The organism is Spiroplasma eriocheiris (genome assembly GCF_001029265.1).
Taxonomy (GTDB): domain Bacteria; phylum Bacillota_I; class Bacilli_A; order Mycoplasmatales; family Mycoplasmataceae; genus Spiroplasma; species Spiroplasma eriocheiris.
This window is the reverse complement of record NZ_CP011856.1, coordinates 883,441-909,277: the sequence shown is the minus strand read 5'-3', so window position 1 is coordinate 909,277 and position 25,837 is coordinate 883,441. Positions and strand designations below refer to the sequence as shown.

Genomic DNA, 25,837 nt, shown 5'->3' with positions numbered 1-25,837 from the left:
CTTCTTAATGATATTAGTTGGTGGAACTTTAACCATTGCAATTTTATTAAAAAATGAATATCGTAATTATGTTAATTATGTCAATATTTTAATTATTTTATTAATGGGATTATTAAGTTTGTTTATATATTTTTACCAATTTTGACCAAGTCGCAACCAAGAGTTAGCCCTAACAACCATTAAAAAAGTTTTAAATAAAGATCAAATTAATAATTTAATGAGCATTTTATTATTATGTTTATTTATGACAATTTTTATCGGGGGATATGGATTATATTCCCTATGAGCAATTTTATTTAAATTTTTATCCCCAGTTTGTTTGGTTGGATTATCATTTTTATTAAGTTTAGTAATTGCGATTATTTTTAAGAATGGTTTGCTAACAATAATTTTTACAATTCCCGTTATCATATATCCCTATCTAATTAGTGCCAATCATTCATGACTAATGATTGGCGCTATTCTATCGGGATTAACAATCGGAACTATTCTTAATCATAAAAATGCGGTTTGAAATTACCTTTGACACCACCAACCGACATTCTTTTGAAAAATTTATCGCACTAATTTAAAACTATTATCTTCGGCAATTATTATTGGGCTGATTATTTATTTTACAATTGGTAATGAACCATTGGCGTTCTTTAATAATAAGTTAAATTTTTCAGACAGTTTTATGTTAATTAATTTAATTCCGTTATTAATAGTAATATTAATGTTAATTGGTCATTGTAATTTTGCCATGACACTTTTCTTTGGTATTTTAATGCAAACAATTGTTGGTTTTGCAAAAGGGAGTTTTAATGTTGTTAGTGATTTTAACAATGTTACAATTTTAATTTCCCAGGTTACCATTTTATTTGGCGATGGCCATTATTTTCTGTTAAATTATTTTAATTATTTAACAAACGGATTAATATGAAGTGCTATTTATTTTATGCTGATTGCTATTTATTTAAGTTTTAATAGTTTCTTTTATAATTTAAAGCAAATTAAAAGTTACCAAAAACTATTACAAAAGAAAATTCAAATTACCAATCAACCAGGAATTTCTTATTATGTTAGTTATTTTTTTCTTAAATGCTTACTAACTTGGGAACCAACAATATTATTTAATGATAAAGATTATCAAATCTTTGGTAAAGAAGCTCCTGAGCACTATTTAAAACGAATTATTATTGAAGTAAGTTTATTGCAAATTTTTATTAACCTCACATGTAATGGTTTCGCCTATTTAACAATGAGTTTTTGGATCTATACAACTCACCAAATTAGTTTTCTTGATGGTTATTTATTAATGCTAAAAACAGTTTTTCCCTTATATTGAATTATTATAATAATTTGATTATTAATTTCTTTTAAAAAATTTAGTAAATTTATGTTGGGAGATTGGTTCCAACAATTTCGGAAACTCAATGTCAAAATTTTTACTCCCAAACATTTAAAAGGGAAATGACCTAATAAGAAATGAACAGATCATGATAAATAAAAAATTACTGGATAGGAAAAAGAACTTTTAAATTTAAAAGTTCTTTTTTATATTAATGTTTCAATTAGTGTAATAAGTTTTGCAATTTTAGCTTCACTAGAAGTTTTATTATTAATAATTACCTTAATTTGTGTTTTTATTTTTTTTAACATTGGTGGGGTTAATGGTAATAATCCTGGTTATCTTGGAATGTGAGACTGAGATATTTTATGAGCTGTTATTTTGATGTTAATTAATGTTGTGGGAGTTAATAGTGCCCCCTATATGTTAATTTTAATCATTCCCATTTTCTTATTAATTGCCCAATTAACATCAACTGGATTAACTGCGGAAATGCCATTAAAAAGAATTATTAAAAGTAACAGAAATCTTATAACAAAAATAGAGAATGAAAATATTAAAGCGAATAAAATGGATAATTAACTTTATCCATTTTAACCTTTATAAAATAAGGAGGAAAGCAAATGTTAAAAATATTATGTGCTTGTGGAAACGGAATGGGTTCCTCAATGATTATTAAAATTAAAGTAGAACAAGTATTAAATGAACTAAATGTTGAGGGAACAGTGGAAACTGCTTCGGTTGGTGAGGCAAAGGGTATAGGTGATAACTTTGATATAGTGTTATGTTCTACATATTTAGCGGATGACTTAAGTGATCTCCATGCAAAAGTAATAGGGCTAGAAAACTTATTAGATGAAAAAGCAATTAAAACGGCATTGGCCCAGGAAATTAGAGAATAATGCAACTGGATTTTTTAGAATCACTCTTAACTAATAATTCAATTTTGCTTCATCAAACAGCCACGAATTGAGAAACGGCAGTTCAAATTGTTTTTAAACCCTTACTTGCAACCAAAGCAATTAGTGAAGAATATATTGATAATGTTATTAAAAAAACAAAAACTTTGGGGCCATATTATATTATTGCTCCAAAATTAGCGATGCCCCATACACGTCCGGAAGAAGGAGCATTAAAAAATGCTTTTAGCCTAGTTTCTTTAACAGAACCAGTGCTATTTGCTGATAATCAACCAGTTAGTTTATTAATTGGATTTTGTGCGGTTGATGCCGAAACACATTTAAGTTTAGCATTGCCACAAATTGTCGCAATTTTTGAAAATCCGGTGGTAATTGAGCAAATTATTCAAGCTAATTCTTCCACCGAAGTGATGAATATTATTAAAAAAATTAATTATATGAAATATGTTAAATAGGAGGATACTGAAATGAAAAAACCACTTTTGCAAATTGCATTGGATACTTTGACACTACAAGAAGCCCTTGATAACTTAGCCCTTGTTGCTCCGGAAGTTGACATTATTGAAATTGGGACAATTTTATTATGTGCTGAAGGAATTAGTGCTATCAAAACCATAAAAAAACATTATCCGAATAAAATTATTTTAGCGGATGGTAAAATTGCTGATGCTGGCAAAATTCTGGGCGGAATGTTACTAGCCGCTGGGGCGGATATTATTACGGTTATTTGTTGTGCTGATCTTGCGACGATTGCTAGTGTTGTAGAAATTAGTAAAGAATATCACAAAGAAATGCAAATTGAATTAACTGGTGTCTGAACCTTTGAACAAGCCCAAAAATGAAAAAATCTTGGTGTTGAACAGGTAGTTTATCATCGTGCTCGTGATGCACAAGCTGCGGGTGCCAAATGGACAACGGAAGATTTTCAAAAAATTGAACAACTAATTAATCTTGGTTTTAAAGTTACCATCACGGGTGGGATTGAGCCTAATGATTTAGATCTTTTTAGCAAATATCCAATTTATATTATTATTGCTGGCCGTGCTATCCGTGATCATAACGACCCCCACCAGGCAGCCATTACATTTCAAAAATTATTACAAACGAAATGAGAAAACTAAACAATGTTTAAGATTAATAATCAAGTGGGGGTTTATGAAAAAGCGTTGCTCAAAGGTAATTGGTCAGAAAAATTTAAGATTGCCAAACAATTTAATTTTGACTTTATCGAATTATCCATTGATGAATCACCAGAACGTTTAGCACGTTTGGACTGGAGTGATCAAGAAATTAATAATTTAAATAAGTTGCAAAGTGAATATCAAATTAAAATTCGTTCAATTTGTTTTTCTGGCCACCGCAAATATCCTCTGGGTAGTCATAACGAAATAATTCGTACAACTGCTTTAACATTATTAAAAAAATGTATTATTTTAGCTGTTAAGTTAGGAGTTCGGATTATTCAATTAGCAGGTTATGATGTTTATTATGAAATAAAAGATCAGGATACGCGAAAATGATTTTTTACTAATTTGAAAGCAGGTTTAAAACTTGCCAATCGTTATGGGGTAATGTTAGCAATTGAAACAATGGATGATCCTTTTATTTCATCTATTACTAAATATTTAGCAGTTAAAAAAGAATGCCCTAGTCCGTGGTTAAGTGTCTATCCGGACGTTGGTAATTTAAGTGCTTGAGTAGGTGAAGAAATTACAAAGGAAATTGCAACCGGAATTAACGAAATTGTTGGTTTTCATTTAAAAGATACTATTGCGGTTAGTTCTCATTATCCTGGCAAATTTAAAAAGGTGCCGTTTGGGACCGGATGTGTAGATTTTGTAAAAATTTTGCAATATCTTCGGACAGTTGATTACCAAGGTTCATTTATGATTGAAGCATGATATGAAGATGATAACGCACCAGTGTCAGAATTACAAACAGCGGTTAGCTTTATTAATAAACAGTTTCGAAAGGCGGGGTGAGGATAATGTTAGAAGAATTAAAACAAAAAGTTTTAAGCGCAAATTTAAAGTTAGTTGAATATAATTTGGTTACTTTTACCTGGGGGAATGTTAGTGGCATTGATCGAGACAAGGGTCTAATGGTTATTAAACCATCAGGAGTTAAATATGAAGAGTTAACAATTGATGATTTAGTAGTTCTTGATTTAAAAGGAAATATTATTGAAGGTAAGTTAAACCCTTCCACTGACACCCCAACCCATTTATATCTTTACAATAAATACCCAGACTTAGGAGGAATTACACATACCCATTCAGTTTATGCGACATCCTGAGCACAAGCTGGATTAGATATTCCCCCACTCGGGACAACCCATGCCGATAATTTTTATGGACCAATCCCTTGTACTCCCCATTTAGAAATGAATGAAATTAAAACAAATTATGAATATGAAACTGGCGTTATTATTGCCAAAACATTTGGAACTCGTAATTTGGATCCCCAGAAAATGCCTGCAATTTTATGTAATAACCATGGTCCTTTTACTTTTGGTAATAGTCCGTTAGCATCTGTTGAAATGGCAAAGGTTTTAGAAATTGTTGCGCAAATGGCTTATCAAGCCTATGGTTTAAATCAGAATACTAATAAAATTAGTCAGGAGCTCCTTGATAAACATTATTATCGTAAACATGGGGAAACTGCCTATTATGGTCAACCTCGTAAAGAATCATAGTTACTATTCCATTTTAAAAAGTATTAAGATTTTTATTTAATTTTAATGCTTTTTTATTTAACAAGTTTAGTTTGAACGACAAACAATTATGCCGAGAGTGCTTTCTTTTTAATTTTTTTCTATGGTATAATAACTTCAATATGAAAATCGGAGGAGGGAAACAATATGAAAAAATTAATAGCTATTTTAAGTACTTTAATGATAACCTTTGGTACCAGTGCTCTTGCTGTTAGTTGTTCAACAACTTCATCCTCTCATTCATCCTTACCAACGCCCCAACCAAAGCCTAATCCAGATCCAGTTGAAAATGAGAAAGAATATGATTCTGTCATTAATGCCCTTGATCACCATCAGTTTGGGTCGGTGTATACTGGACCTTTGGGTGGTTTTTATGTCGGTGAATCATTAACTAATATTATTAACACCATTTTAAATGCGGTGGGCGATGAACTTGATAAACTTATTTATCGGAATGGCGAAGAATTTGATTATATGAGTTTAAAATTAACCCAAGCTAATTTAAAATATAATAATCAAATAGCGACCGAGTTTATTTTTTTAACCGCTGGAGTATACTCATTATTTGCTAGTTTTCAGTACCATGATAAATTTAGTAATCCAATTAAATTCAATATTCCCATTATTGACCCAATGGATGCCGCTATTTATCGGGGATTACAACCATTTGCACGAAATGCTAAATTAGTGGTTGAACAAAATAACTTTAATGTTCAGGAGTTGGAAGAGGTATTTTTAAAAACAAATTATGTGAAATATAATTTAAGTAATGAAAGTGTTTTCCCAGCCTTTATCTATAATAACAGTAAATTTTCGCTAATTCGAATGCAAATCAATGGTCAAAATATTACTAATGAACTTTTTAAAACTCCTGGTCTTTATAAAATTACCATTAGTTTTCGTTATGGGAATTATACAACAGATGGGCCATCGCCACTTTATTGATACTTAGATTTAACGGTTGTTCCAGCAAATACATCTTATTTTACTAATTTTTTATATAATCCCAATGATTTAGAAAATAAGATAAAAATTGCGGATTATAGAGAAATCAATAATTTGACAAGAGTTAATTACCAAGATTTGAAAAAAATTCTTTCCCGGGTAATGGGAAAATTAGCAGTTCAGCAGTGGGGATTTCCAACCCAATATGATTATGAAATTTATAATGACAAAAAAGGAACTAGCTTCGGGAGTGAAACATTTGACTTAACACTTCCGGTGCAGAGAGATTTTTACTTTAAAATATATGGCACTAGTAAACTTAATGATCAGTGCCAAAGTAGTATTTTTAAAATAACCTTACCACTAGTTTATCAAGAGTAAGATAATTTTCATTATCTTGCAAAATATTTTTGGTTATTAAGCAAAAAAGGTATAATAATATTATACGTATTTACGCATGAAAGGAGACTAAAACTACATGGCGTCAAATGGAGAGAGCAGGTCTACAAAATTAAAAGTTCAACGTCAAAGAGAGATTGAGACAAAATGAAATGAAATTAGACAGCAAGCAATCGGATCATCAACTCCGGCAATGAAACGGGCAATTGGTCGTTCAATGGGCGATTTTTATATTAAAACAGCAAAAGACTATCGAGGAAAAGACGGTAGCGCAGGAGCAGTAATAACAAATGCCAAAACATTAATGGAAAAAAACGCAGCCACTGCAACTAAAAAACAGCTGGGAAAAGATAAACCAGTATCAAAAGCACAAAAAAGTGCGAGTAAAAATAAAAAAAGTAAGTAATTATCAAAACTAAGGAAACACAATAGCAATAACTAATTTTTGTTAGTCATTGCTATTCCTTAAATATCTTACTAATATATTGCTAAAAATTTAGAAATATAATATTAAGGTTTTTAAGAAATAGGTCTATAATAAAGTTGTTATATGAAAAGAGGGGAAAAATATATGAAATCATTTGGAAAATGAAGTATTAGTTTGATGTGAATAACCACGGTCATCATCTTAATTGCGACCTTGGCCGTTCTTGGCAAACATTATGAAGGATACTATTGGGATGGCAAGGATATTCCCGCTAATATTAATGATATTAAAGAATTTAGTGGTAGTGGTTACCAATTAATTGGTAAATTAGGATTAGGAAAAGTAATGAGTTTAGCCCAATCAGGGTCATTTATTTGAGGATATACTTCTAATATTGAAGTAAATGACCAATGGTTTGATTTAAAAACTTGAGTTCAGGGACATAGTGATGCGAGTGGTGTTATCCAATGACCAGAAGATTATGAATTAGCAAACGGAACTAATTTTGCCCAAGTAACCGGCGGGATTATGGTTGCGCTGTTAGTAGCGGTACCGGTTTTAATTTTATTATCTTCATATGTTACTGTTAGAATGGTTAAAGCAATGACTCGCCCTTATTCAATTGAATATATTGACGCACGGAAAGCTCTTAAAAAAAATACTAAAAAAAGTAAAAAAGCAATCAAAAAAATTAAAACCGAAATTAAACACGGTGTTGCTCCCCAAACTGATTTACAACGAACAATTGATTACTGAGACAAAAATGTTAGTGCTGCCCAAAAAGAGTTTGATCACCAAAAAGAACTTCACCAAGAACGTTATCAAAAACAACCAAATGTTAAAAATTTAAAACCACAGGTATAAAAGGATGATATTTAATTTATTTAAATATCTTTTTTATTGTTTAATCCATTAATATTACATATTATAGTAAAAACTTTAAAATAAAATATGTTATAATAGCATAGGTTTGAAAGTGAGTGATAGCAATGAATAATTTTACTGATTTTGGTTTAAAAAAATTTCTGATGACCGGAATTACAGCGTTAGGGTTTAACAGTCCTACTCCCGTCCAGCAACAAGTAATTCCGTATTTATTAAAATACCAAAATGTTATTTGTAAATCACACACTGGAACGGGAAAGACACATGCCTTTATTTTGCCAATTTTAAATAATTTAGATTATAATAATTCCGCACTTCAAAGCGTAATTGTTGCGCCAACACGAGAATTAGCAAAACAAATTTATGAAAACATTCGTTTTTTTAAAACGTATAATCCAGCGTTAAAAACTGGTTATTATATTGGGGGAGAGGATATTAACCGTCAAATTGACCAGCTTACTAAGCACCAACCCCAAATTATTGTGGGAACCCCAACAAGGTTAAAAGATTTATTTAATCACCAAGCACTTAATTTTAGGAAGCTCACAACTTTTATTATTGATGAATGTGACATGATTTTTGATTTAGGATTTATTGAAGATGTTGATTTTGTTTTAAGTAAAGTTAGTCCAGATGTTAAAATTTCGGTTTTTTCGGCCACAATTGCTCCTGGTCTTCGGCCTTTTTTACTAAAATATTTAACTAACCCTCAGTTAATTGAAATTAACGATAACTTGGCAACTAACCAGAACATTGAACATATTTTAATCCCCACTAAACACCAAGAACGATCAAGCGTTTTATTAAAATTATTAGCAACGCTTAACCCGTACTTATGTATTATCTTTGTTAATAAAAAAGAAATGATTGAACAATACTATGATTTATTATTAAAAAATAATTACCAAGTAACCCAACTCCATGCTGGATTACCACCCCGTACTCGCATGCAAACGATTAAGCGTATTAAGAATTTGGAATTTAAATATATTATTGCCAGTGATGTTGCTGCCCGAGGGCTTGATCTGGATGGGGTTAGCCATGTAATTTCCATTGATTTACCAACAGATTTAGAATATTATATTCACCGTAGTGGACGAACTGGTCGGGCTAATTACCATGGCTATAGTTATGTTTTATATGATACTAAAAATTTGAACTTAGTTAACCAATTAAAAAGCAAGGGAATTGAATTCCAAATTATGAAGTGGTGGGGGAATGACTTGGTGGTTGCTAATTTAAGTTCGATGGCAAAAAAATCATCATCCGAACCAAACCATGAAATTAATAAAATTATTAACAAATACCCCACAAAAAATAATCAAAAAAAAGTAAAACCCGGGTATAAGAAAAAACGGAAAGCAGAAATTGCTGAATTAAAACGGAAAACGCGCCGTGAACATATTAAAGCCTCAATTAAAAAAATAAAAAAACAAAAAGCTAAGGAAAGAAGTTTGAAATTGTATGATAAATAGGTTAAGATAATCTTGTCATATTCTTACTGCGGAAATATTTATATTTTAAGGAGGCAGCATTGTTAAATTATGCAACTATATTTTAAAAGAGAAATAATAAATTGAAAAAACAACTGACGAACTATTTTAATCCGGTTTGTAATCTATATTGTTGGAGTTTACTTATTTGGACTAGGAATTGCCCTTTATATGAACACCAGAGTTGGCGCTTCGCAAGTTGATATTACAAACTTTGCTTTTTTAGGTGTGTTAATTAATATTACAAAAACTGATGAAAATAAAGGGGCGCTAGGTCCCGATGAACTAAGCCATTATTCATATTTTTTAATGATTTTTTATGTTTGTATGTTTGGGGTGGCGACAATTATGCGCATTATCAATGTTATTATTAAATATCGCCACACTAAAGATAATAATGTAATTATGGAAGGAATTGTCTATACGGTTTTAGATTTAATTCCCTTATTTGTCTGAGCTTATTTTGTACAGTTAAACCTTTTATTTTTAGGCGGTGCGGTTGGTGATCGGATTAGTCACATGGGAATTTTAGAACGCACCTGAATCTTTATGGCGGCGTTTATAATTTATTGCTTTGGGATTGCGTTTGCAGTATATGCTAATATGCTATTTGGACCATATAATGCCTTATCAATGGAACTCCACCGGTTAACCAAAATGAATTATAAATTAACCCGGGTAATTGCTGATTTATGCTTAGCCTTGGTCGGAATTATTTTAATTCTCGCCTGCTCATGATCATGAGATTTAAAACTTGCTTTTTTTAGTAATTACTTAGGATTTGGAACAATCTTTATGACATTTATTTCAGGGCCAATTATTGGGGTAATTCTAACTTACATGCATAAGTTTATTAAGCTAGAGCGTTTAACCAAACCAGTAGTCGTGATTAATGAAAACAATGAGTAGGTACTCATTGTTTTTCTTTTTAAAATATTTTTGGGAATGACTTGGTTTTAATTTATAATTAAATAATAAGTTTAGAAACGGAGGAGTTATATGACTAATAATCCTAATAGTTCGCAAACTATTAAACAACTATGAAACCGCGAAAAAACTAAGGAAAAACTACAAGACATTTTTAATTTAAAAATGTTTCGTTATACATTGATCAAAATGTTAAAATCACCCTCAACCTATGTAATGTTTATTTTAACATTTTTACTTCATTTAATTATGGTAATTTCAATTGCTGCTAATATTATTCGTGATGCTCGTGATTGAACAGTCACAATTTCGGAGAATTATGTATTATATTCGTGAATTTTTTACATTATTTACTTTACTTTTTGTGCAATGTATATTGCCTTTAAATCAACCCAAATTATTCGCGATGAAATGGATGATGGAACCTTATTAATCTTTGCTTCGATTCCCATTTCACGGGTAAAAATGATTTTTGAAAAATGGTTGGCTTTACAATTAACTTGTTTATTATATGCCGTGATTACTTTATTATTTCCTATTTTAATTAGTATGGCTTGTGGGGATTGGGGTTATGCCTTTGGTAATTATGCGCTGGGGCGTGTTGGCTATATGATCTTAACCAGTTTTATTGTCCAATTATTATTATCAACAATTGCTATTTTATTATCGTTATCCCTAAATTCAAAAGGGGTCATCGGGATTTTATTTGTAATTGGGTTTTTATCAATTATTGGAGCAATTATTCCGATGATTTATAATGCTTCTAATAATTCGCGTAGTAATATGTATTTAAATAATACAAGTAACCTGGGGAAAAATTTTAAGACAATCATTGCAAAGACCCATCCAAGTAAGCAATTAGTAACAGCGCTAACAAACCCAACCGGATGACCATTATGAACAGCTGACGATACACCAAATGCCCGCTTGAGTTTTAATGATAACTTACGAGGAGTTTATGATAATCACAGCTATAGTTTAGCACCTAATCTTAACGCAACAACTTTTGCAACGCAACTAAACAATGCGCTAACCGAATATGTGGCTACCACAACGAATTATGATAACTGAAATAATTTTTATATGTGAGTTATTAGCCAAGGAAACAAGTATATTGATTTAGTTAAATTTGGGCAATTTAATGATCACAACGGAGGAATTATTCTTGACGGGGCTAATTTTAACATTGTCAATAATATTAGCAAAACAGTTGAAATTAATAATAACCTTAATGAAGGTCTTAATTTAATTAATCAGTTTTACCAAGCAGCGTTAAAAACAACGAGCGGATCGCCCACAATCACGATTAAAAATGATACGCAAGTAAAAGGAGAATCAACTTCGGTGATTCCAAGTGCTATTAACCCTGATTTATTATCAACTTCCCAAGACAAAGAAATTTATCATTTCTTAAAAGCAACTTATGATAGTAAACTCTTAAATAATTCACTAGCAACAGTATCAAGTATGGTGTATGGAACTCCGAATAGTAGTAATTCTGGAACTAGTTGAAGTCAATTATTAAGCAATGCCTTAACAAGCGCAATTTCACCTTCTGCTCCCGGGGGGACTGCTTTAATTGATGATATTAAAAATTTAGTTCAAGAAAATTATGATAGTCATAGTTATCAACAACCGGCGGCTTATTTAGTTAATGGACTATATTCAGCAGTTTATAAATTTGCCAATTTATTATTTAACTATACATTAACAAGTATTTATAATGGTGATCAGAATGATTTAGATAGTTCACCGGATGCTTGAACTGCTACAAAAAGTGACATTGATGGGGCAATTGTAAATTATAAATTAATGGGATATTTAAATATTTGACAACAATGAGTAATTATGTGAACGGGAAATGATCGCCCGGTTGAAAATTGACCATTGTCAGGAATGTTTTTACCCTTAAATAACTATATTACCCCAACTGTGAAAGAAGTTAATTATCAAAATAATGCTATTGATTATACTTTATACTACATCGCTGGTGATTTTAACCAAGCCCAAACAATTGATAGTTTAGGAGGAATGTATGCGGCTTATGTGTTCATTTCCTTAGGATTAGCAGGATTAGTAATTTGAAGGGTATGTAGAAAGGACTTTGTCTAATATGAAAAAAAGAGATGTTACAAATAAAATCGTAGCTGATCCTGATTTGGCAATTGAAATTCGCCATTTTACCAAAAAATTTAAAGATTTTAAAGCTGTTGATAATATTGAGATGACTGTTAGCAAGGGAAAAATTCACGGGTTTATTGGACCTAATGGTTCAGGAAAAACAACAACTATTAAATCAATTATCGGGGCCATTATTCCAACCGAAGGAAAACTATTTATTCATGGGATGAAATCTGCTTCGACTCCCGCTAAACGAATTATTGGTTATATTCCGGAAAATGCTCGTTTTCCAAAACATTTAAATGTTTATCAATATTTAGTAGAGATGAGTTTTTTACGGGGGTTAAAATATCGTCAAGCCAAAACTCGTGCGGAAAAAATTTTAGAAAATTTAAACTTATGAAAATTACGCAAGAAAAACCCTAATAATTTTTCAAGTGGGATGAAAAAGAAAGTGTTATTAGCCCAAGCTTTAATTACTAACCCGGATGTCTTGATTTTAGATGAACCAGCAGCCAACTTAGATCCGACTGCTCGTCAGGAATTATTTAATGATTTATTACGTGTCCGCGAAGAGGGTAAAACAATTTTAATTTGTTCCCATATTCTAACTGAATTACAAGGAATTGCTGATGAGATTACAATTTTAAATTATGGAAAAGTAGTTTATGCGGGGGAAGTTATTAATGCAACCCATAATTATTATCAGTTTACTGTAATGGAACCAGTGATGCTAAGTGATTTAACTGCTATTGTTGAACGTTATAATTATAAGATAATTAATAAAACTCCAGATTCATTAATTATTCACTTACCAAAACAAAATGATGATATTAAAACAATTGCTTATAATGCAATGGAAAAGCGAATTGTTTTAACCCAAATTCAACCGTATATTACTAATATTTCTGAAATTTATGATCGGGTGGTCTTTTCGGTCAACCGTGATTTTGGAAAAGCTTCTGCGTTACTGCAACCGGGCGAATAGGGAATGCTAATCGGGGGGAGAAAATAATTAGAAAAAAATTATTTTCCCCACCTTTTTTATTTTTTTGGACTATAATATTGTTAATGTTTAGTAAGAACTAGTGGGTAGTCTTATTAAATATCATTAACTGTTTTTATCGTAAAAAATAAAATAGAGAGGAGACACTATGACAACAGTTATTTTAACTGCGCGTGAAAAAAATTACGGTATGCCAAACCATGATTAACTATTGCGTATTTTTGTATTCCTACTGTTTTATTGATGATCATCCAAGGTTTTTATAATATCATTGATAAAACATTAGCCTTACAATTTGCCGCTCCGGACGCAATGAAAGACCCATTTTATGTTGATGCTTATAACGCGCTAAATCATTTTACTGGTTCTCAAATTGTAACTGAAATTCCCTTAAAAGAAATGCAATCATATATTAATATTGCCACGCAATATGCAAGTCAAACTTATAATTTGCAATGGGCTTTTAGTGTCATGATGGGGATGGGAGCAGCGATGAACTTTTCAATGGCTTATGGTCGACGTAATATTACTAAAATGAAAGAGTTATCAGGAAATGGTTTTACTTCAACAATCTTATTTTCTTGTATCACGGCGTTTGGTGTTTTTTGTATTGTTTATCCAGGTTGAAATGCCGTTTTTATTACTTCGCAAATGGGCAGTCATTATAATGTTATTACTGAACATTTATGTTGAACTTATACAATTCCGTTATTAGCCGCTGCTCCTTTAATGTTTTTAAGTTATTTTTTTATGTCAATGTTGCGTAGCGAAGGAAAAATGCTGTGGGTGGTTCTTATGATTGTGTCATCATTGCTAGTTAACTGTGGAGCTGGGATTTTCTTTATGCACGTATGTCACTTACAATTATCCGGGGCAATGATGGGAACTGTTTTTGCTTGACTAGTCCAAATTATTTGGGGTTTAATTATTGTTTTTGGGGTTAAAGGTAGTTATTTGAAATTTGGTTGAAAAGACATGCTATTTTTGAAATGACAAAATATTGTGGCGTTTATGAAAGCAGGGTTACCAAATTTTATTAATAATGCGGCGTTAGTGATTACTTCGTTCGCTTTAACAACTTTAGTTGTTCAATTACCAAACCAAAGTTATAATAATGGGATTTCGATTTTACAGGAATTATATTCTTCGATTACCCCATGAATGACAATTGTTTTATCGGCGGGGATTGGTTTAACCCAAGGAGCTCGTTCAATTATTGCTTATAACTATGGGGCGAAAAAATATAACCGGATTTGACAGGTGCTAAAACGGGTAAGTATTTTAATTATTATTTGGTTTACCTTAATGCTCGTGGTCTTTATTTGCTTTGGTGGTTTAATGATGCAAGCCTTTGCCTTTCCCAAAGAATATGTTCCCCAGTATCGATGGTGAATAGTAATTAACTTTATGACTTATCCTTGTTGTGCCTTTACTTATATTGCGTTAACTTTATTTCAAGGAATTAATAAATCAATGTTAGGAACTTTTACAAGTAGTTTACGAACTTTCTTAGTAATTTTACCATTAATTGGAATTGGTTATGCTGTAAGTATGGCTACCGGAAACCCCATTTACTTCTTTGTGTTTATTGGTTTAAATGATTTAATTTCATCTTGTATTATTGTTCCAATTCTTGTCCATTATTGGTTTAAATACCGTCAGAAATTAGTTGATTTACCCGATGATTTTCGCTCAACAAGTATTAACGAAGAAACTTTTAAGGATAGTTTAGAACATTTATCAAAAACGGAAGTAACAGCTGCCAAAGAACAAACCACGCCACCTACTAAAAAACAATCGTAACTTCTAATCTTGGTTACGATTGTTTTTGATTCACCATAATAACTCACTTATCTTTTGCATTTAATTTATAACAATTTTGGTGGTAAACATTAATTTCAAAGTCATTAGTTAAGCGATAAGCCATTAAATATTCCGGATCATTAATGATGTTTTGACAACGATGGCATTTTTTATTCCCAACTTGGCTGATTAATTGTTGATAATTAACATTTTGCAAGCTTTTCATTTTACCCCGACTAATTTTTTTGGCAATTTGTTCAAGATTATTAGTTTGACTTCTGGCAACATATTCGTTTAGATATAATTTAATTGGGCGAAAACCTAGTTTACGATACATATTAAACCCTTCGGGGGTGGCAATTAAACCGACTAAATCATAGTCATTATTTCAAGCGGTTGTTAAGAGATGGTCAATCATTAATTTTGCTAACCCCTGGTGGCGAAAGTTTTGATGAGTCGCAATATCATCAATAATGGCAATTTCTTTTTCAAAATAGATATTTCCGGTTCCTGCTGGCTGGTTATTTTTATATAACAAGTCAATTTGACAAATTGTTTCATCCTTATTTAATTTTAATAAGGTCTTGTAAAAAGCATAATCCCAACTTTTTGGACCAAAGGCGCTTTTTAAAATAATACTAAAATCTTTTAAGCGTTTATTATCATTTACCCGACGGAATTTAATATTCGGTGGGATTTTTTTACGTCCTTTTTTTCACCGTTTCAAGTCAAAGACCATTCCAATTAATTGCTCATTTAATACGAGACCTAAACTTTCTAAAAAGTCTGTTTCTTGCTCGTCATGGTGATCACCAATGGTATATAAAATAAAGTCAAGGTCATTATCAACTTGGTATTTGGTAATTTCTTTAATTTTTTCGCTATCTTCTTCATAATCAAATTGTGTACTAATTGCCACGGTATAGGAATTGCCTTCTTCAGTGGTAATTTCTGTTTGATAAATTTCATTTTCAACATCAATAATATCATAGCCACCTTCTTCCCGAAAAGGATCAGTGACATAACGTACAAAATTTTGTGCGAGGGTGGTGGCCTCATACTGGCCTTTAAATTTAAATATTTTTTTAATCTTACGGTTCTGACGATATTTTCTTTTCATGTGAACTACTCTCTTTTCCCTTATTGTTCATAAAGTTCTACATACATATTATAAAATGTTTTTGCAAAAAATAAATTGAAAATTAATGGTTATTTACCTGTTTGGTAACTAATTTGCCAATTGTTTTTACAATTTTTTATTTAAAAAAGGTATCTTATTTTAAAAAGTTATTATAAAATAAAAATGAGATGAGACAATAATGGAAACATAAATTAGGTTATTAAGAAAAACTATTCAATAAATAAGGAGAATAAATAATGAAAAATCGTAAAATTGTATTAGTAGGGTGTGGTAGCGTTGGAACTTCATTCTTATATGCTTCAATTAACCAAGGATTAGCGCAAGAATATGTTTTAATTGATATTAATCATGACTTGGCGGAAGGAAATGCCCTTGATTTTGCTGATTGTAATGCAGTATTAGAAAAACAATTTGTTAGTGTCGAAGCAGGGGATTATCCTGATTGTAAAGATGCTGATATTATTGTGATTACCGCTGGTCGCCCCCAACGGCCAGGAGAAACCAGATTAGATATGGTTGCCGATAATGCACGGATTATGAAAGATATTGCTTTGCAGATTAAAGCATCAGGATTTAGCGGGATTACAATTGTTGCTTCAAATCCTGTTGATGTGATGACAATTGTTTATCAACAAGTAACTGGTTATGATCACCATCGGGTGTTAGGGTCAGGAACTATTTTAGATTCTTCACGCTTACGTCGGTTAGTGGGAGCCAAATTAAATGTGCACCCATCTTCTGTTCATACTTATATTTTAGGTGAACATGGAGACTCTTCAATTGTGCCATGAAGTGCCGGGACAATTATGGGGAAACGTATTAGTGACTACATTGAAGATGGCAAAATTACCCGCGCAGAATTAGAATGATGCCGGGAAGAAGCAGTTAATATGGCTTATAAAATTATTGAAAAGAAAAAATCAACTTTTTATGGGATTGGAGTGGCGTTAGCATATATTGCGCGTGCTATTATGCGTGGGGAAAACGCGGCATTATTAATTGGTGCTTATTTAGATGGTGAATATGGTCAAAAAGGAATTTACATTGGTGTTCCGGCAATTGTTAACCAAAATGGATGAAGTCGAATCATTACCTTACATATTAATAGTGAAGAACAAAAAGAATTTGACCGCTCATGTCAAACTATTAAAGAAACAGTTAAAAAGGCGTTTGAAGCAATTGATATTAAATACGAAATTTAGTATAATAAAAATAGAACATTTAAAATGTCATCAACAAAAATTGATGACATTTTTTTAATTAAGAGGGTGAAAAAAATGTTTAAGAAAAAATCGAAACCATCGGTACCACAATGAAAAAAAGATAAATGAAAGTTATGAAAAAATTATTATTGAAAACGAAGCTTTTTTCATTGATTTTTATATGTTTGTTTTGATATTAGATACCAACCTTATGAAAGAGAGGTCACAGAGGAATGGGGCAAAATGGAAAAAGAAAAATGAGACGTTTATCAACGGGACTATTATGGGGAAAATGCTCCTAATCAAGATCTTTTTAAAAATAAAGACATAAATAATATAAATAAATCATCAGCCTCTTTATTAGATAAAAAAATAAAAAATGGGGAAAAATATAAATCAAATAATGAGCAAATAAATCAAATTGCTGCTTCCAAAGCAAACGATCAAACTAGTCGATAAGGTTTTTTCTTTTTACCTTATTGTTATTAACAAGAAAACTATTATAATTTAAGGTAGATAAATGAGGTGAAAAGGATGCAACAGCCATTATCATTTTTATGACGACCACAATCATTAGAAGATGTAATTGGTCAAGAACATTTGATTAATGATCAAAATGGAATTTTATCCCGGATGATTAAAAATAATTTTGTTAGTTCTTTAATTTTTTATGGTAATCCTGGCATTGGTAAAACTAGTATTGCATTAGCCTTAGCCAATGATTTAAAAATTGAACATAGTATTTTTAATGCTGCGATTGATAAAAAAAGTGATTTAGAAAAAATCATTAAAAAAGCACAAAATTATGATCGTTACATTATAGTTCTAGAAGAAATTCACCGGATGAATCGTGATCGCCAAGATATCCTTTTACAATATTTAGAACATGGTAATTTAATTATGTTTTCTTGTACAACTGAAAATCCATTTTTTGTTATCAACCCTGCGATTCGCAGCCGAAGTAATATTATTGAGTTAAAGCCAATTTCGGCTGCTGAAATGTTTAACGGTTTAAAACGAAGTTTACAAAAATCAAAGGATATTAAAATAGATATTACCGATGAAGCCTTAAGTTATATTTGTAATTTAGCGAGTGGAGACTTACGAGTTGCCATTAATATTTTAGAATTAGCAATTCATTTATATCCCGAAGAATTAGTTAATCTAGATATTGTGCAGGCGATTTCCCCAACTGCTAATTTATTAAATTCTCACTATGGTGATGAACACCATGATTTAAAATCAGCCTTTCAAAAATCAATTCGGGGCAGTGATGTCGAAGCTGCTCTGCACTATTTTAGCCGGTTATTAGCCAGTGGAGATTATGAAGCATTATTGCGAAGAATGCTAATTATTAGTTATGAAGATATTGGGTTAGCAAATCCCGCCATTCCCTTACATGTTAAATCAGCGATTGATTCCTTTCGCCAAATTGGAATGCCGGAAGGAATTATTCCACTTGGATTAGTAGTAATTGAAATGTGTTTAAGTGAAAAATCAAATAGTGCTTATTTAGCAACTTTTAAAGCTTATGAAGATGTTATGAATGGCAAAGTGCATCCAGTACCGTTACATTTGCGGGATGCTAGTTATAAATCGGCCAAGAAATTAAACCGGGAGTTAGGTTATAAATACCCCCATGATTTTCCTAATGACTATGTTAAACAACAGTATTTACCAAATGAATTGTTAGGAACAGTTTATTACCAACCTAAATTGCATAGTGTCTATGAAAAACGGTTAAATGATTTATACCAAGCTTTTAAAAATAAAAAATAAGAAAATTATTGCAAAATGGAGAAGTTGCTTTTTCTAATAAAATTGGTTAAGATAATTGAAGTGCTATTTTAATTTAAAATAGCACTTTTTTTATCTAATTTAATAAAGGAGCCTTAAATGTTATTAGAAACTAAGAAAATCAACCAAATTTGAAAACAAAGTTATAAATTATCATTTGCTATTATTGGGATTAGTATTTTAATTTGAAATTTAATTGGTGGTTATTTTGATAACTATACTATTAATATTGTTTATAAAGGCGATTACAATGACTATACCATTAATTTTTTCAGTACTTTTACGGGTTGGTCTAATATTATGTTATTAGTCTGGTTTTTATATGCTGGAATTTGTCACCAGTTGGAAAATAAACGAAAACTATTATCTTATCCGGTGGCCTTAACTGTTGGGTTATATATTACCATAACTTTTATTATTTATAATTGTTTACTAGTGCCCACCCAAGGGTTTCCAAGTGATCCCCGGAATGTCATTACTACTATTTTTGACCATATTATTAATCCGCTTGTTTTTGTAATTTATGTTATTTGTTTTTTTGAAAACAAACAACCAGTTAAATCAACTATTTTACTAAAAAAATATCTCGCGAAAATAATTGGATTTTTATTAATTTATTGTTTTTATGCAATTGTCCGGGGTGAATTACGCCGCGCCTCTGGTGATCGTTATACATATTTTGACCCCCACGCGGGAGGCGAATTAGCTAACACATGATATCCATATTTCTTCTTAAACTTACACGACCCAACCTTTGGAATTCCGGGATTGGCGTGATTCTTTATCATTGTTGCAGTTATTATTGGTCTTCTTGTTGGTAGTTTGTATTTATACAATTTTTTAAGTAATAAAATGGTTACTAGTAAATACTATCCCAAATTACAAAGTCAATAAATGATTTAACCTTTAGGAAAATTAATTCCTAAAGGTTTATTTTTTTTAAATAATAAAATGATAAAAATTTTACTTTTTTAATTAAAAATAGAAAAAATTAGACATTTATGAATTATCCGGTATAATAAAAACAAATAATAGGATGTTATTTTGTACACAACAGCTAATATTTAATAAATTTTGATAGTTATCACTAAGGAGAAAGGAAGATATGTTAACAACACAAAAGAAGAAAAAGTTGGTCATGCCAACCAATTTTACGATTATTTTAATGATTTTAGTTGTCATCATTATTGTATCGTGAATCCCTAATACAGCGGACCATAAATTAGGGATTTTAGATATGTTTTATGCAGCAATTAAAGGATTTATTAGTCGTGCTGATTTAATTGTCTTTTTATTAGTAATAGGGGCTTTTTTAAAAGTAACGATGGATTCAAAATCGCTAGAAGCCGGGATTGGACGTTTATTAGCGAAGATGAAAGGGAAAGAAATTTATTTTATTCCCTTAGCAACCTTTATTTTTTCGTTAGGGGGAACAGCCTACGGAATGTGTGAAGAAACCCTGGCGTTTTATCCTTTTATGATGCCGTTATTATTAGCGGCTGGCTTTGATGGGTTAACTGCTTTTATGGTAATTATGCTAGGAAGCGGGGTTGGTTGTTTAGCAGCTACTCTTGATCCGTTTGCACTATTTACTGCGGCTGATGCCATTAATAAAGTTTCCAATGGGGCCCAAATTGCCATTTCCGATGGAATTATTTGACGCTTTATTGGGTGAGTAATTTTAACGGGATTATTAATTGCTTTTATTACTTGGTATGCCGCCCGGGTGAAGAAAGATAAAAAGAACTCTGTTTATGGTGAATATTATGATGAACATTTGCAAAAATTTGTTAAAGCGGGGGAAATTCCGGAGTTAACTCGTAAACGTAAATGAGTAATTGGAATTTTTATTACAACTTTTGTTTTACTAATTTTTTGTATTATTGCCTGAGATAAGTTTGGAATTAATGTTTTCTTAGTTTTGGCCAGTGTTCTAAATGGAAATGGGAACACTGATAATAACTTTGTTTATTGGGCACATTTACATGGCATTGGTGGTCTGGGACAATTTTGAGACAGTGCCAATGGTGAATTTATTAATGTAACTGCGCAAAATGCTAGTGATGCTGCTCATCAAGTCGCCACTTTTTCCGGAGCGTTTGTTTTGCACTACGATTATGATGGAACGGTTCATTATGAAATTACTGATGCTTTTAAAAACTTTTTAACAAGTCACGGTTATCAGGTCAATTAAGTTTTGATTATTTATCCGCCTTAGCTGATACCACAAAATCAGGAGTCTATATATTTGGTAATATGATTGCGATTGGAACCTGGTATATGGCGGAAATGGCTTGTTTATTCTTTATTTCGACATTAATTATTGGATTTATGTTTTGACATACTGAACGTCATTTTGTGGATAAATTTATTAGTGGGAGTGGGGAAATGTTAGGAATTTCCTTAATTGTCGGGGTTTCCGCTGGAATAGGGGTTGCCTTATCAATGTCAGGAATGTCACACCATATTATTAATGGACTAACGAGCGGACTTAGTCACTTACCAAAAGTCGGAATTGTGGTGGTATCATACTTTATTTATTTACCATTATCATTCTTAATTTCTTCGACTTCTGGATTAGCAAATGCCACTTTCCCCGTCTTAGGACCAGTTGCCAATAACCTGGGAGTTGCTCCCCAAGTTATTACGGCCTTTGTAATGGCTTTAGGATGAGTTAATTTATGATCACCAGCATCAGGAGTGGTACCTGCCGCCTTAGGATTAGCAGATGTTGATTATGCGAAGTTCTTTAAGGGCGCATGACCAATTTTAGTAATAATGTTTATTGTTCCAATTCTCTTGCTAATTATTGGGAGTTATTTACCAATGCTATCAAATTAAGGAATTCTTAAAATACGCTAAATGTTAAAAAAAGTAATAATTTAGTTTAAATAGTTTTAAAAGTGTTTCAACAAATAAAAATCTATGATAAGATTAAATTGTTAATTTAAATAGATTTTAGGAGTTGAAAAAATGGCTACTATTGTTGTAAAAAATGGCGAACCGCTAGATAAAGCGTTAAAACGTTTTAACAAAGTATCAGCAGTGCGCCGTAAAGAAGCCCGTCGTAAAGAACATTTCTTAAGTAAGAAAGAAAAAAGACGATACAAGCAAGAACAAAACCGTAGTTTTAGATAAAAAAAACCAGTTTTCTGGTTTTTTTTAAAATTTCTTAAAAATTACTATCTTTTAAAATTACATAATCAACTTTTTTAATGGCTTCTAAATCACGCCCACCGGCATAGGAAATTGAAGATTGTAAGTCTTCAGTCATTTCTTTTAAGGTATCAAAGATACTGCCACGAACGGTAATTAATTCTTTTTTTCCTTCGACATATCTTTTTTCTCCTTTATTATATTCACTAGCAGAGCCAAAGTATTCTTTGTATTCAATACCATTTTCTACAACTAATTTCCCCGGTGATTCTTGATGGGCCGCAAATAAACTTCCAATCATGCACATTGTAGCACCCATTCGGATTGATTTTGCAATATCACCATTAACACGTAAACCACCATCCGCAATGATTGGTTTTGAACTTCCTTTACTGCACCATTTCACAGCTGCTAGTTGTCAGCCTCCATTTCCAAATCCGGTTTTTAGTTTGGTAATGCATACTTTTCCGGGACCAATTCCAACTTTGGTAGCATCGGCGCCTCAATATTCTAAATCGCGAACTCCTTTTGGAGTCCCGACATTTCCGGCAATAATAAAGACTGCTTGTTTAAAATTCTTGCGGATATGTTCAATCATTTTTTTAACTGATAACGCATGGCCATGGGCGATATCAATGGTAATATAATCCGGAATAAGATTTTCTTTTTTTAGGTTATCAATTACTTGATAGTCGCTTTCTTTGACCCCAACTGAAATTGAGGCAATCAAGCCTTGCTGTTTCATCTTTTTCACAAATGCGATCTGGTCAACATTAAAGCGATGCATAATATAAAAGTAATTTTGTTGGGCCAATTTCTCACATAATTCTTCGTTAACAACAGTTGCCATGTTAGAAGGAACCACTGGTAAGTTAAAGGTATGTTTTCCTAATTTGACGCGGGGATCACATTCTTTCCGTGATTCTACCACACACATTTCGGGAATTAATTGAATATCTTCATAGTCAAATGCTTTCATTTTTCACCTCACATAATTAAATTTACCATAGTTTGGGGGGAAGGCAACTATTAAAATTAATTAATTAGGAATGGTATTTCATAATGATGGCAAATATTTAAAAAAATGTAATTTTAACAAAAAAATTGTTTAAAATTAGTAATTATTTCTTATTTTGTTTTCTCCTATTTTATGTTAACTTATGAATGTAAGTTAAGTAATTATTTTAGTAACTGATATTTTAAAGGAATGAAGGTAGTTTATTAATAATTTTTATTACGGATTATTTAGATTATTTTGGAAACCACAGGTTCTAATTAATAAAAGGAGAACTTTGTATATGTTATTGCATCAAGATATTATCCAACTCCGCGAACTTTTTTATACCCAAAGCGATACTTTTTTAAAGAAATTTGCCCCAACCTTTGATTTGTTTTTTAATAATTATGATACTTTAACTACTATTGAACAGGAACAATATTTAAATGCGCTCCATTTATTATGTATTCGCGAGTTTAAAGATAATTATGAAACTAACCAATTATTTCAATTGATTAATCATTTTATTCGCCAAGATGGTAAATTAGAAGCTGATGAAAAGAACATTCATTATATTTGATATGGTTTGTTAGAGCCTCGCCAAACTAATTGTATTAAAGTATGAACTTATTATAATCCGGATTACCAAATTAATTTATGGACTAATTTTGATAGTAGTTTAGTGAATTTATTACATTTAAAAATTAAAGAGGCGGCCAACAATGATTTAGCGAAGATTATTAAATTACAAAATGAGTTTTACCATAATTATTATTTAAAACATCGTAATGTTAGTTTTAACGAAAATGTTAAACAATTCTTAGTTAATAAAAAGTTAATGTTAGCTTTCCGCATTGAGGAGATTATTCAAGAAATTAAAGAATCATTTTACCAAGCTCAACAAGAATTACAAAAATTTACGAGCAATCAAGTAATTATTCGCGAAATTAATGAGGAAACATTACGCTGTGGGAAGGTTACTTATTGGTTTTTAAATAAGGAATTAAATTTGCGACAACATATAAAGTCGGTCTCTAATCGTTTACGTTATCTAATTTTACGGGCTTATGGTGGAATTTATTTAGATTGGGATGTTTTGCCAAGTTTTAATAAAAAAATGTTAGCAAGTTATTTACTTAATTTGAAAGATAATGATCGTTCACAGTTAATTTTGAAAAGAGAGATTATCATGCTTTTAAATAATCAGGATTTATTAGATTATCACTCTCAGCGAACAGTGAAAATGCTAACTTTGATTAGCAAAAGCTATTTGCAAATTTTTTTGAAACACCATCAACCAACCTCCCCATGGATTACTTCCGAAAGTTATATTGAACGGATTTTAAGTGAAATTATTGATTATTTTGGGTTTGACAATTTAATTGTGCCATTGGGAGATTACATTATTAGCAATGGTTATCATATTATGTTTGGGGGACCAAATGATTTTTATAATGATAAATTTTTAATTGCTAAAAAAAATAGTGTTTTTTTAAACCGACTAATTTTAACAATTCAAGAAATTGATAAATACATTGAACAAAAAACCTATGATTTATTAAGTTATAATAACCAAACATTATCTTCTTTTTACCATGATTTATTATTACAAGAGTCAAATAGTAATTATTTAAATTTTATTAATTATCGCTTTGATTATTTAATCCCTGATATTAAAACCGCAACTTCGCACACAGGTTCGAAGATTATTAGTTTTGCGTTTGCTAATCTGTTTGTTAATTGGTTAAAAAAAATTAACGAAAATATGCCCAATGAATTTATTCCTCAAATTATCGGAGAAAAAATTCGCTTACAAGTTTATAAGAATTTTTTCCGCTATAATAATTTATTATATGATAATATTAATGATAACCAAATGTTGATTGGAAACTTAAACTGACCAGATAATTCCAATAATAATTTATATCATCAGTTAGCGCGCCAAGAGTATGTTTAAAGTAATTTTTTTTAAAAATTACTTGCTTTTTTATTTTTTTCTTTAATAATTAATTTATTGGAAGGAGTATCGGAAGCATGAAATTAAATGGACTTGGTTTAGGGGGAATCATTATTATCCTTGTTGGTAGTAGTTTGTGTATTTTAGGTTCTTTAGTTATTTTATTTGATGGTTTATCAACTTTTAACTTAGCAGGCCAAATTATTCTGTTTTTTGTTATTATGTCATTAATTTTACTAACTTTAGCAATTATTTTTGGGGCTTTGGCAATTACCAAAAAGCATAATGGATTACGAATTGCCTGTGCTGTATTAGCGATTGTGGCCATTGCCTTTGCTTGAATTAACTGGGGAGTTCCTATTCTATTATTGTTAGTTGGCGGAATTTTAACCTTATGTGGGCGAATGGTCCCGATTGAATCGCCTCCTCCTGCACCCAGTTCTGTTAATAATTATCCGCCAATAGGTAGTTCAGAACGTGATGATTTAGATTCTGATTAAATCCCGAGGGGATTTTTTTATTTTTACTGAAAGTAATGGTTAAATTATTATTATTGTGTATAATAAATATATTAATATAAGTAAGATACTAAATTATTAATTTACTAAAATAATAACA

The 25,837-nt window shown here is 31.0% G+C and carries 26 protein-coding genes; 24 read left to right on the top strand and 2 right to left on the bottom strand.

What is annotated here, in order from left to right; all coding sequences use genetic code 4:
* Positions 1–7 precede the first annotated feature (7 nt).
* From SERIO_RS04160 to SERIO_RS04090, 15 genes are all read left to right on the top strand, one after another.
* Complete coding sequence (locus SERIO_RS04160; RefSeq protein WP_047791605.1) at positions 8–1,489, top strand: hypothetical protein; 1,482 nt, start codon at positions 8–10, stop codon at positions 1,487–1,489.
* Positions 1,490–1,678: 189 nt separating this feature from the next.
* Positions 1,679–1,912 carry a hypothetical protein gene (locus tag SERIO_RS04155; RefSeq protein ID WP_148553459.1) on the top strand — a complete coding sequence of 78 codons (234 nt, stop codon included), beginning with the start codon at positions 1,679–1,681 and terminating at the stop codon, positions 1,910–1,912.
* A 41-nt stretch (positions 1,913–1,953) separates the two neighbouring features.
* Entirely contained in the window at positions 1,954–2,232 is a 279-nt protein-coding gene (locus tag SERIO_RS04150) for a PTS sugar transporter subunit IIB (protein WP_047791603.1), read from the top strand.
* A complete protein-coding gene (locus tag SERIO_RS04145; RefSeq protein WP_047791602.1) occupies positions 2,232–2,705 on the top strand; it encodes a PTS sugar transporter subunit IIA in 474 nt (157 codons plus the stop codon). The genes SERIO_RS04150 and SERIO_RS04145 overlap by 1 nt, the downstream gene beginning before the upstream one ends.
* A 12-nt stretch (positions 2,706–2,717) precedes the next feature.
* Positions 2,718–3,371 carry a 3-keto-L-gulonate-6-phosphate decarboxylase UlaD gene (locus tag SERIO_RS04140; RefSeq protein WP_047791601.1) on the top strand — a complete coding sequence of 218 codons (654 nt, stop codon included), beginning with the start codon at positions 2,718–2,720 and terminating at the stop codon, positions 3,369–3,371.
* Positions 3,372–3,374: 3 nt separating this feature from the next.
* A complete protein-coding gene (locus SERIO_RS04135) occupies positions 3,375–4,238 on the top strand; it encodes an L-ribulose-5-phosphate 3-epimerase (protein ID WP_047791600.1) in 864 nt (287 codons plus the stop codon).
* On the top strand, positions 4,238–4,945 hold the full coding sequence (locus SERIO_RS04130; protein ID WP_047791599.1) for an L-ribulose-5-phosphate 4-epimerase: 708 nt from the start codon (positions 4,238–4,240) through the stop codon (positions 4,943–4,945). The genes SERIO_RS04135 and SERIO_RS04130 overlap by 1 nt, the downstream gene beginning before the upstream one ends.
* A gap of 165 nt (positions 4,946–5,110) precedes the next feature.
* Entirely contained in the window at positions 5,111–6,289 is a 1,179-nt protein-coding gene (locus SERIO_RS04125) for a Vmc-like lipoprotein signal peptide domain-containing protein (protein ID WP_047791598.1), read from the top strand.
* Positions 6,290–6,386: 97 nt separating this feature from the next.
* Positions 6,387–6,713, top strand: coding sequence for a hypothetical protein (locus SERIO_RS04120; protein ID WP_053040846.1), 327 nt, complete (start codon positions 6,387–6,389; stop codon positions 6,711–6,713).
* A gap of 165 nt (positions 6,714–6,878) precedes the next feature.
* Positions 6,879–7,598: a hypothetical protein gene (locus SERIO_RS04115; RefSeq protein WP_047791597.1), complete on the top strand. Its 720-nt coding sequence runs from the start codon at positions 6,879–6,881 to the stop codon at positions 7,596–7,598.
* 125 nt (positions 7,599–7,723) lie between these two features.
* Positions 7,724–9,094: a DEAD/DEAH box helicase gene (locus SERIO_RS04110; protein ID WP_047791596.1), complete on the top strand. Its 1,371-nt coding sequence runs from the start codon at positions 7,724–7,726 to the stop codon at positions 9,092–9,094.
* Between the two features lie 69 nt (positions 9,095–9,163).
* On the top strand, positions 9,164–10,021 hold the full coding sequence (locus SERIO_RS04105; protein ID WP_047791595.1) for an SPE_1075/MLC_0560 family membrane protein: 858 nt from the start codon (positions 9,164–9,166) through the stop codon (positions 10,019–10,021).
* A 90-nt stretch (positions 10,022–10,111) separates the two neighbouring features.
* Complete coding sequence (locus tag SERIO_RS04100; protein WP_047791594.1) at positions 10,112–12,151, top strand: ABC transporter permease; 2,040 nt, start codon at positions 10,112–10,114, stop codon at positions 12,149–12,151.
* Between the two features lies 1 nt (position 12,152).
* On the top strand, positions 12,153–13,148 hold the full coding sequence (locus SERIO_RS04095) for an ABC transporter ATP-binding protein (protein WP_047791593.1): 996 nt from the start codon (positions 12,153–12,155) through the stop codon (positions 13,146–13,148).
* A gap of 261 nt (positions 13,149–13,409) precedes the next feature.
* A complete protein-coding gene (locus SERIO_RS04090; RefSeq protein ID WP_073797481.1) occupies positions 13,410–14,969 on the top strand; it encodes an MATE family efflux transporter in 1,560 nt (519 codons plus the stop codon).
* 13 nt (positions 14,970–14,982) lie between these two features.
* Here SERIO_RS04090 and SERIO_RS04085 read toward each other — a convergent pair whose 3' ends face one another.
* A complete protein-coding gene (locus tag SERIO_RS04085; RefSeq protein WP_047791592.1) occupies positions 14,983–16,089 on the bottom strand; it encodes a GNAT family N-acetyltransferase in 1,107 nt (368 codons plus the stop codon).
* A gap of 257 nt (positions 16,090–16,346) precedes the next feature.
* On the opposite strand from SERIO_RS04085, the gene SERIO_RS04080 reads away from it, so the two are divergent.
* The 7 genes from SERIO_RS04080 (at position 16,347) to rpsU (ending at position 22,247) form a co-directional block, all read left to right on the top strand.
* Positions 16,347–17,312 (top strand): L-lactate dehydrogenase, encoded by a 966-nt coding sequence (locus SERIO_RS04080; protein ID WP_047791591.1) that lies wholly within the window; start codon positions 16,347–16,349, stop codon positions 17,310–17,312.
* Between the two features lie 75 nt (positions 17,313–17,387).
* A complete protein-coding gene (locus SERIO_RS04075; protein WP_047791590.1) occupies positions 17,388–17,771 on the top strand; it encodes a hypothetical protein in 384 nt (127 codons plus the stop codon).
* A gap of 75 nt (positions 17,772–17,846) precedes the next feature.
* Positions 17,847–19,091 carry a replication-associated recombination protein A gene (locus SERIO_RS04070; RefSeq protein WP_047791589.1) on the top strand — a complete coding sequence of 415 codons (1,245 nt, stop codon included), beginning with the start codon at positions 17,847–17,849 and terminating at the stop codon, positions 19,089–19,091.
* Between the two features lie 117 nt (positions 19,092–19,208).
* On the top strand, positions 19,209–20,003 hold the full coding sequence (locus tag SERIO_RS04065) for a Pr6Pr family membrane protein (protein WP_047791588.1): 795 nt from the start codon (positions 19,209–19,211) through the stop codon (positions 20,001–20,003).
* A gap of 211 nt (positions 20,004–20,214) precedes the next feature.
* Positions 20,215–21,303 carry a hypothetical protein gene (locus SERIO_RS04060; protein ID WP_053040845.1) on the top strand — a complete coding sequence of 363 codons (1,089 nt, stop codon included), beginning with the start codon at positions 20,215–20,217 and terminating at the stop codon, positions 21,301–21,303.
* Between the two features lie 62 nt (positions 21,304–21,365).
* On the top strand, positions 21,366–21,950 hold the full coding sequence (locus tag SERIO_RS04055) for a hypothetical protein (RefSeq protein WP_053040844.1): 585 nt from the start codon (positions 21,366–21,368) through the stop codon (positions 21,948–21,950).
* 132 nt (positions 21,951–22,082) lie between these two features.
* Positions 22,083–22,247 (top strand): 30S ribosomal protein S21, encoded by a 165-nt coding sequence (rpsU, locus tag SERIO_RS04050; RefSeq protein ID WP_025317533.1) that lies wholly within the window; start codon positions 22,083–22,085, stop codon positions 22,245–22,247.
* A gap of 34 nt (positions 22,248–22,281) precedes the next feature.
* Here the strand turns inward: rpsU and SERIO_RS04045 are convergent, their stop codons facing one another.
* A complete protein-coding gene (locus tag SERIO_RS04045) occupies positions 22,282–23,244 on the bottom strand; it encodes a GMP reductase (RefSeq protein ID WP_047791587.1) in 963 nt (320 codons plus the stop codon).
* A gap of 319 nt (positions 23,245–23,563) precedes the next feature.
* Between SERIO_RS04045 and SERIO_RS04040 the strand changes: the two genes are divergently transcribed.
* Positions 23,564–25,219 (top strand): TcdA/TcdB catalytic glycosyltransferase domain-containing protein, encoded by a 1,656-nt coding sequence (locus tag SERIO_RS04040; RefSeq protein ID WP_047791586.1) that lies wholly within the window; start codon positions 23,564–23,566, stop codon positions 25,217–25,219.
* Positions 25,220–25,296: 77 nt separating this feature from the next.
* The gene (locus tag SERIO_RS04035) at positions 25,297–25,719 is read left to right on the top strand and encodes an amastin family protein (RefSeq protein ID WP_047791585.1); all 423 of its coding nucleotides are present in this window, start codon (positions 25,297–25,299) and stop codon (positions 25,717–25,719) included.
* The last annotated feature ends 118 nt before the right edge of the window (positions 25,720–25,837 follow it).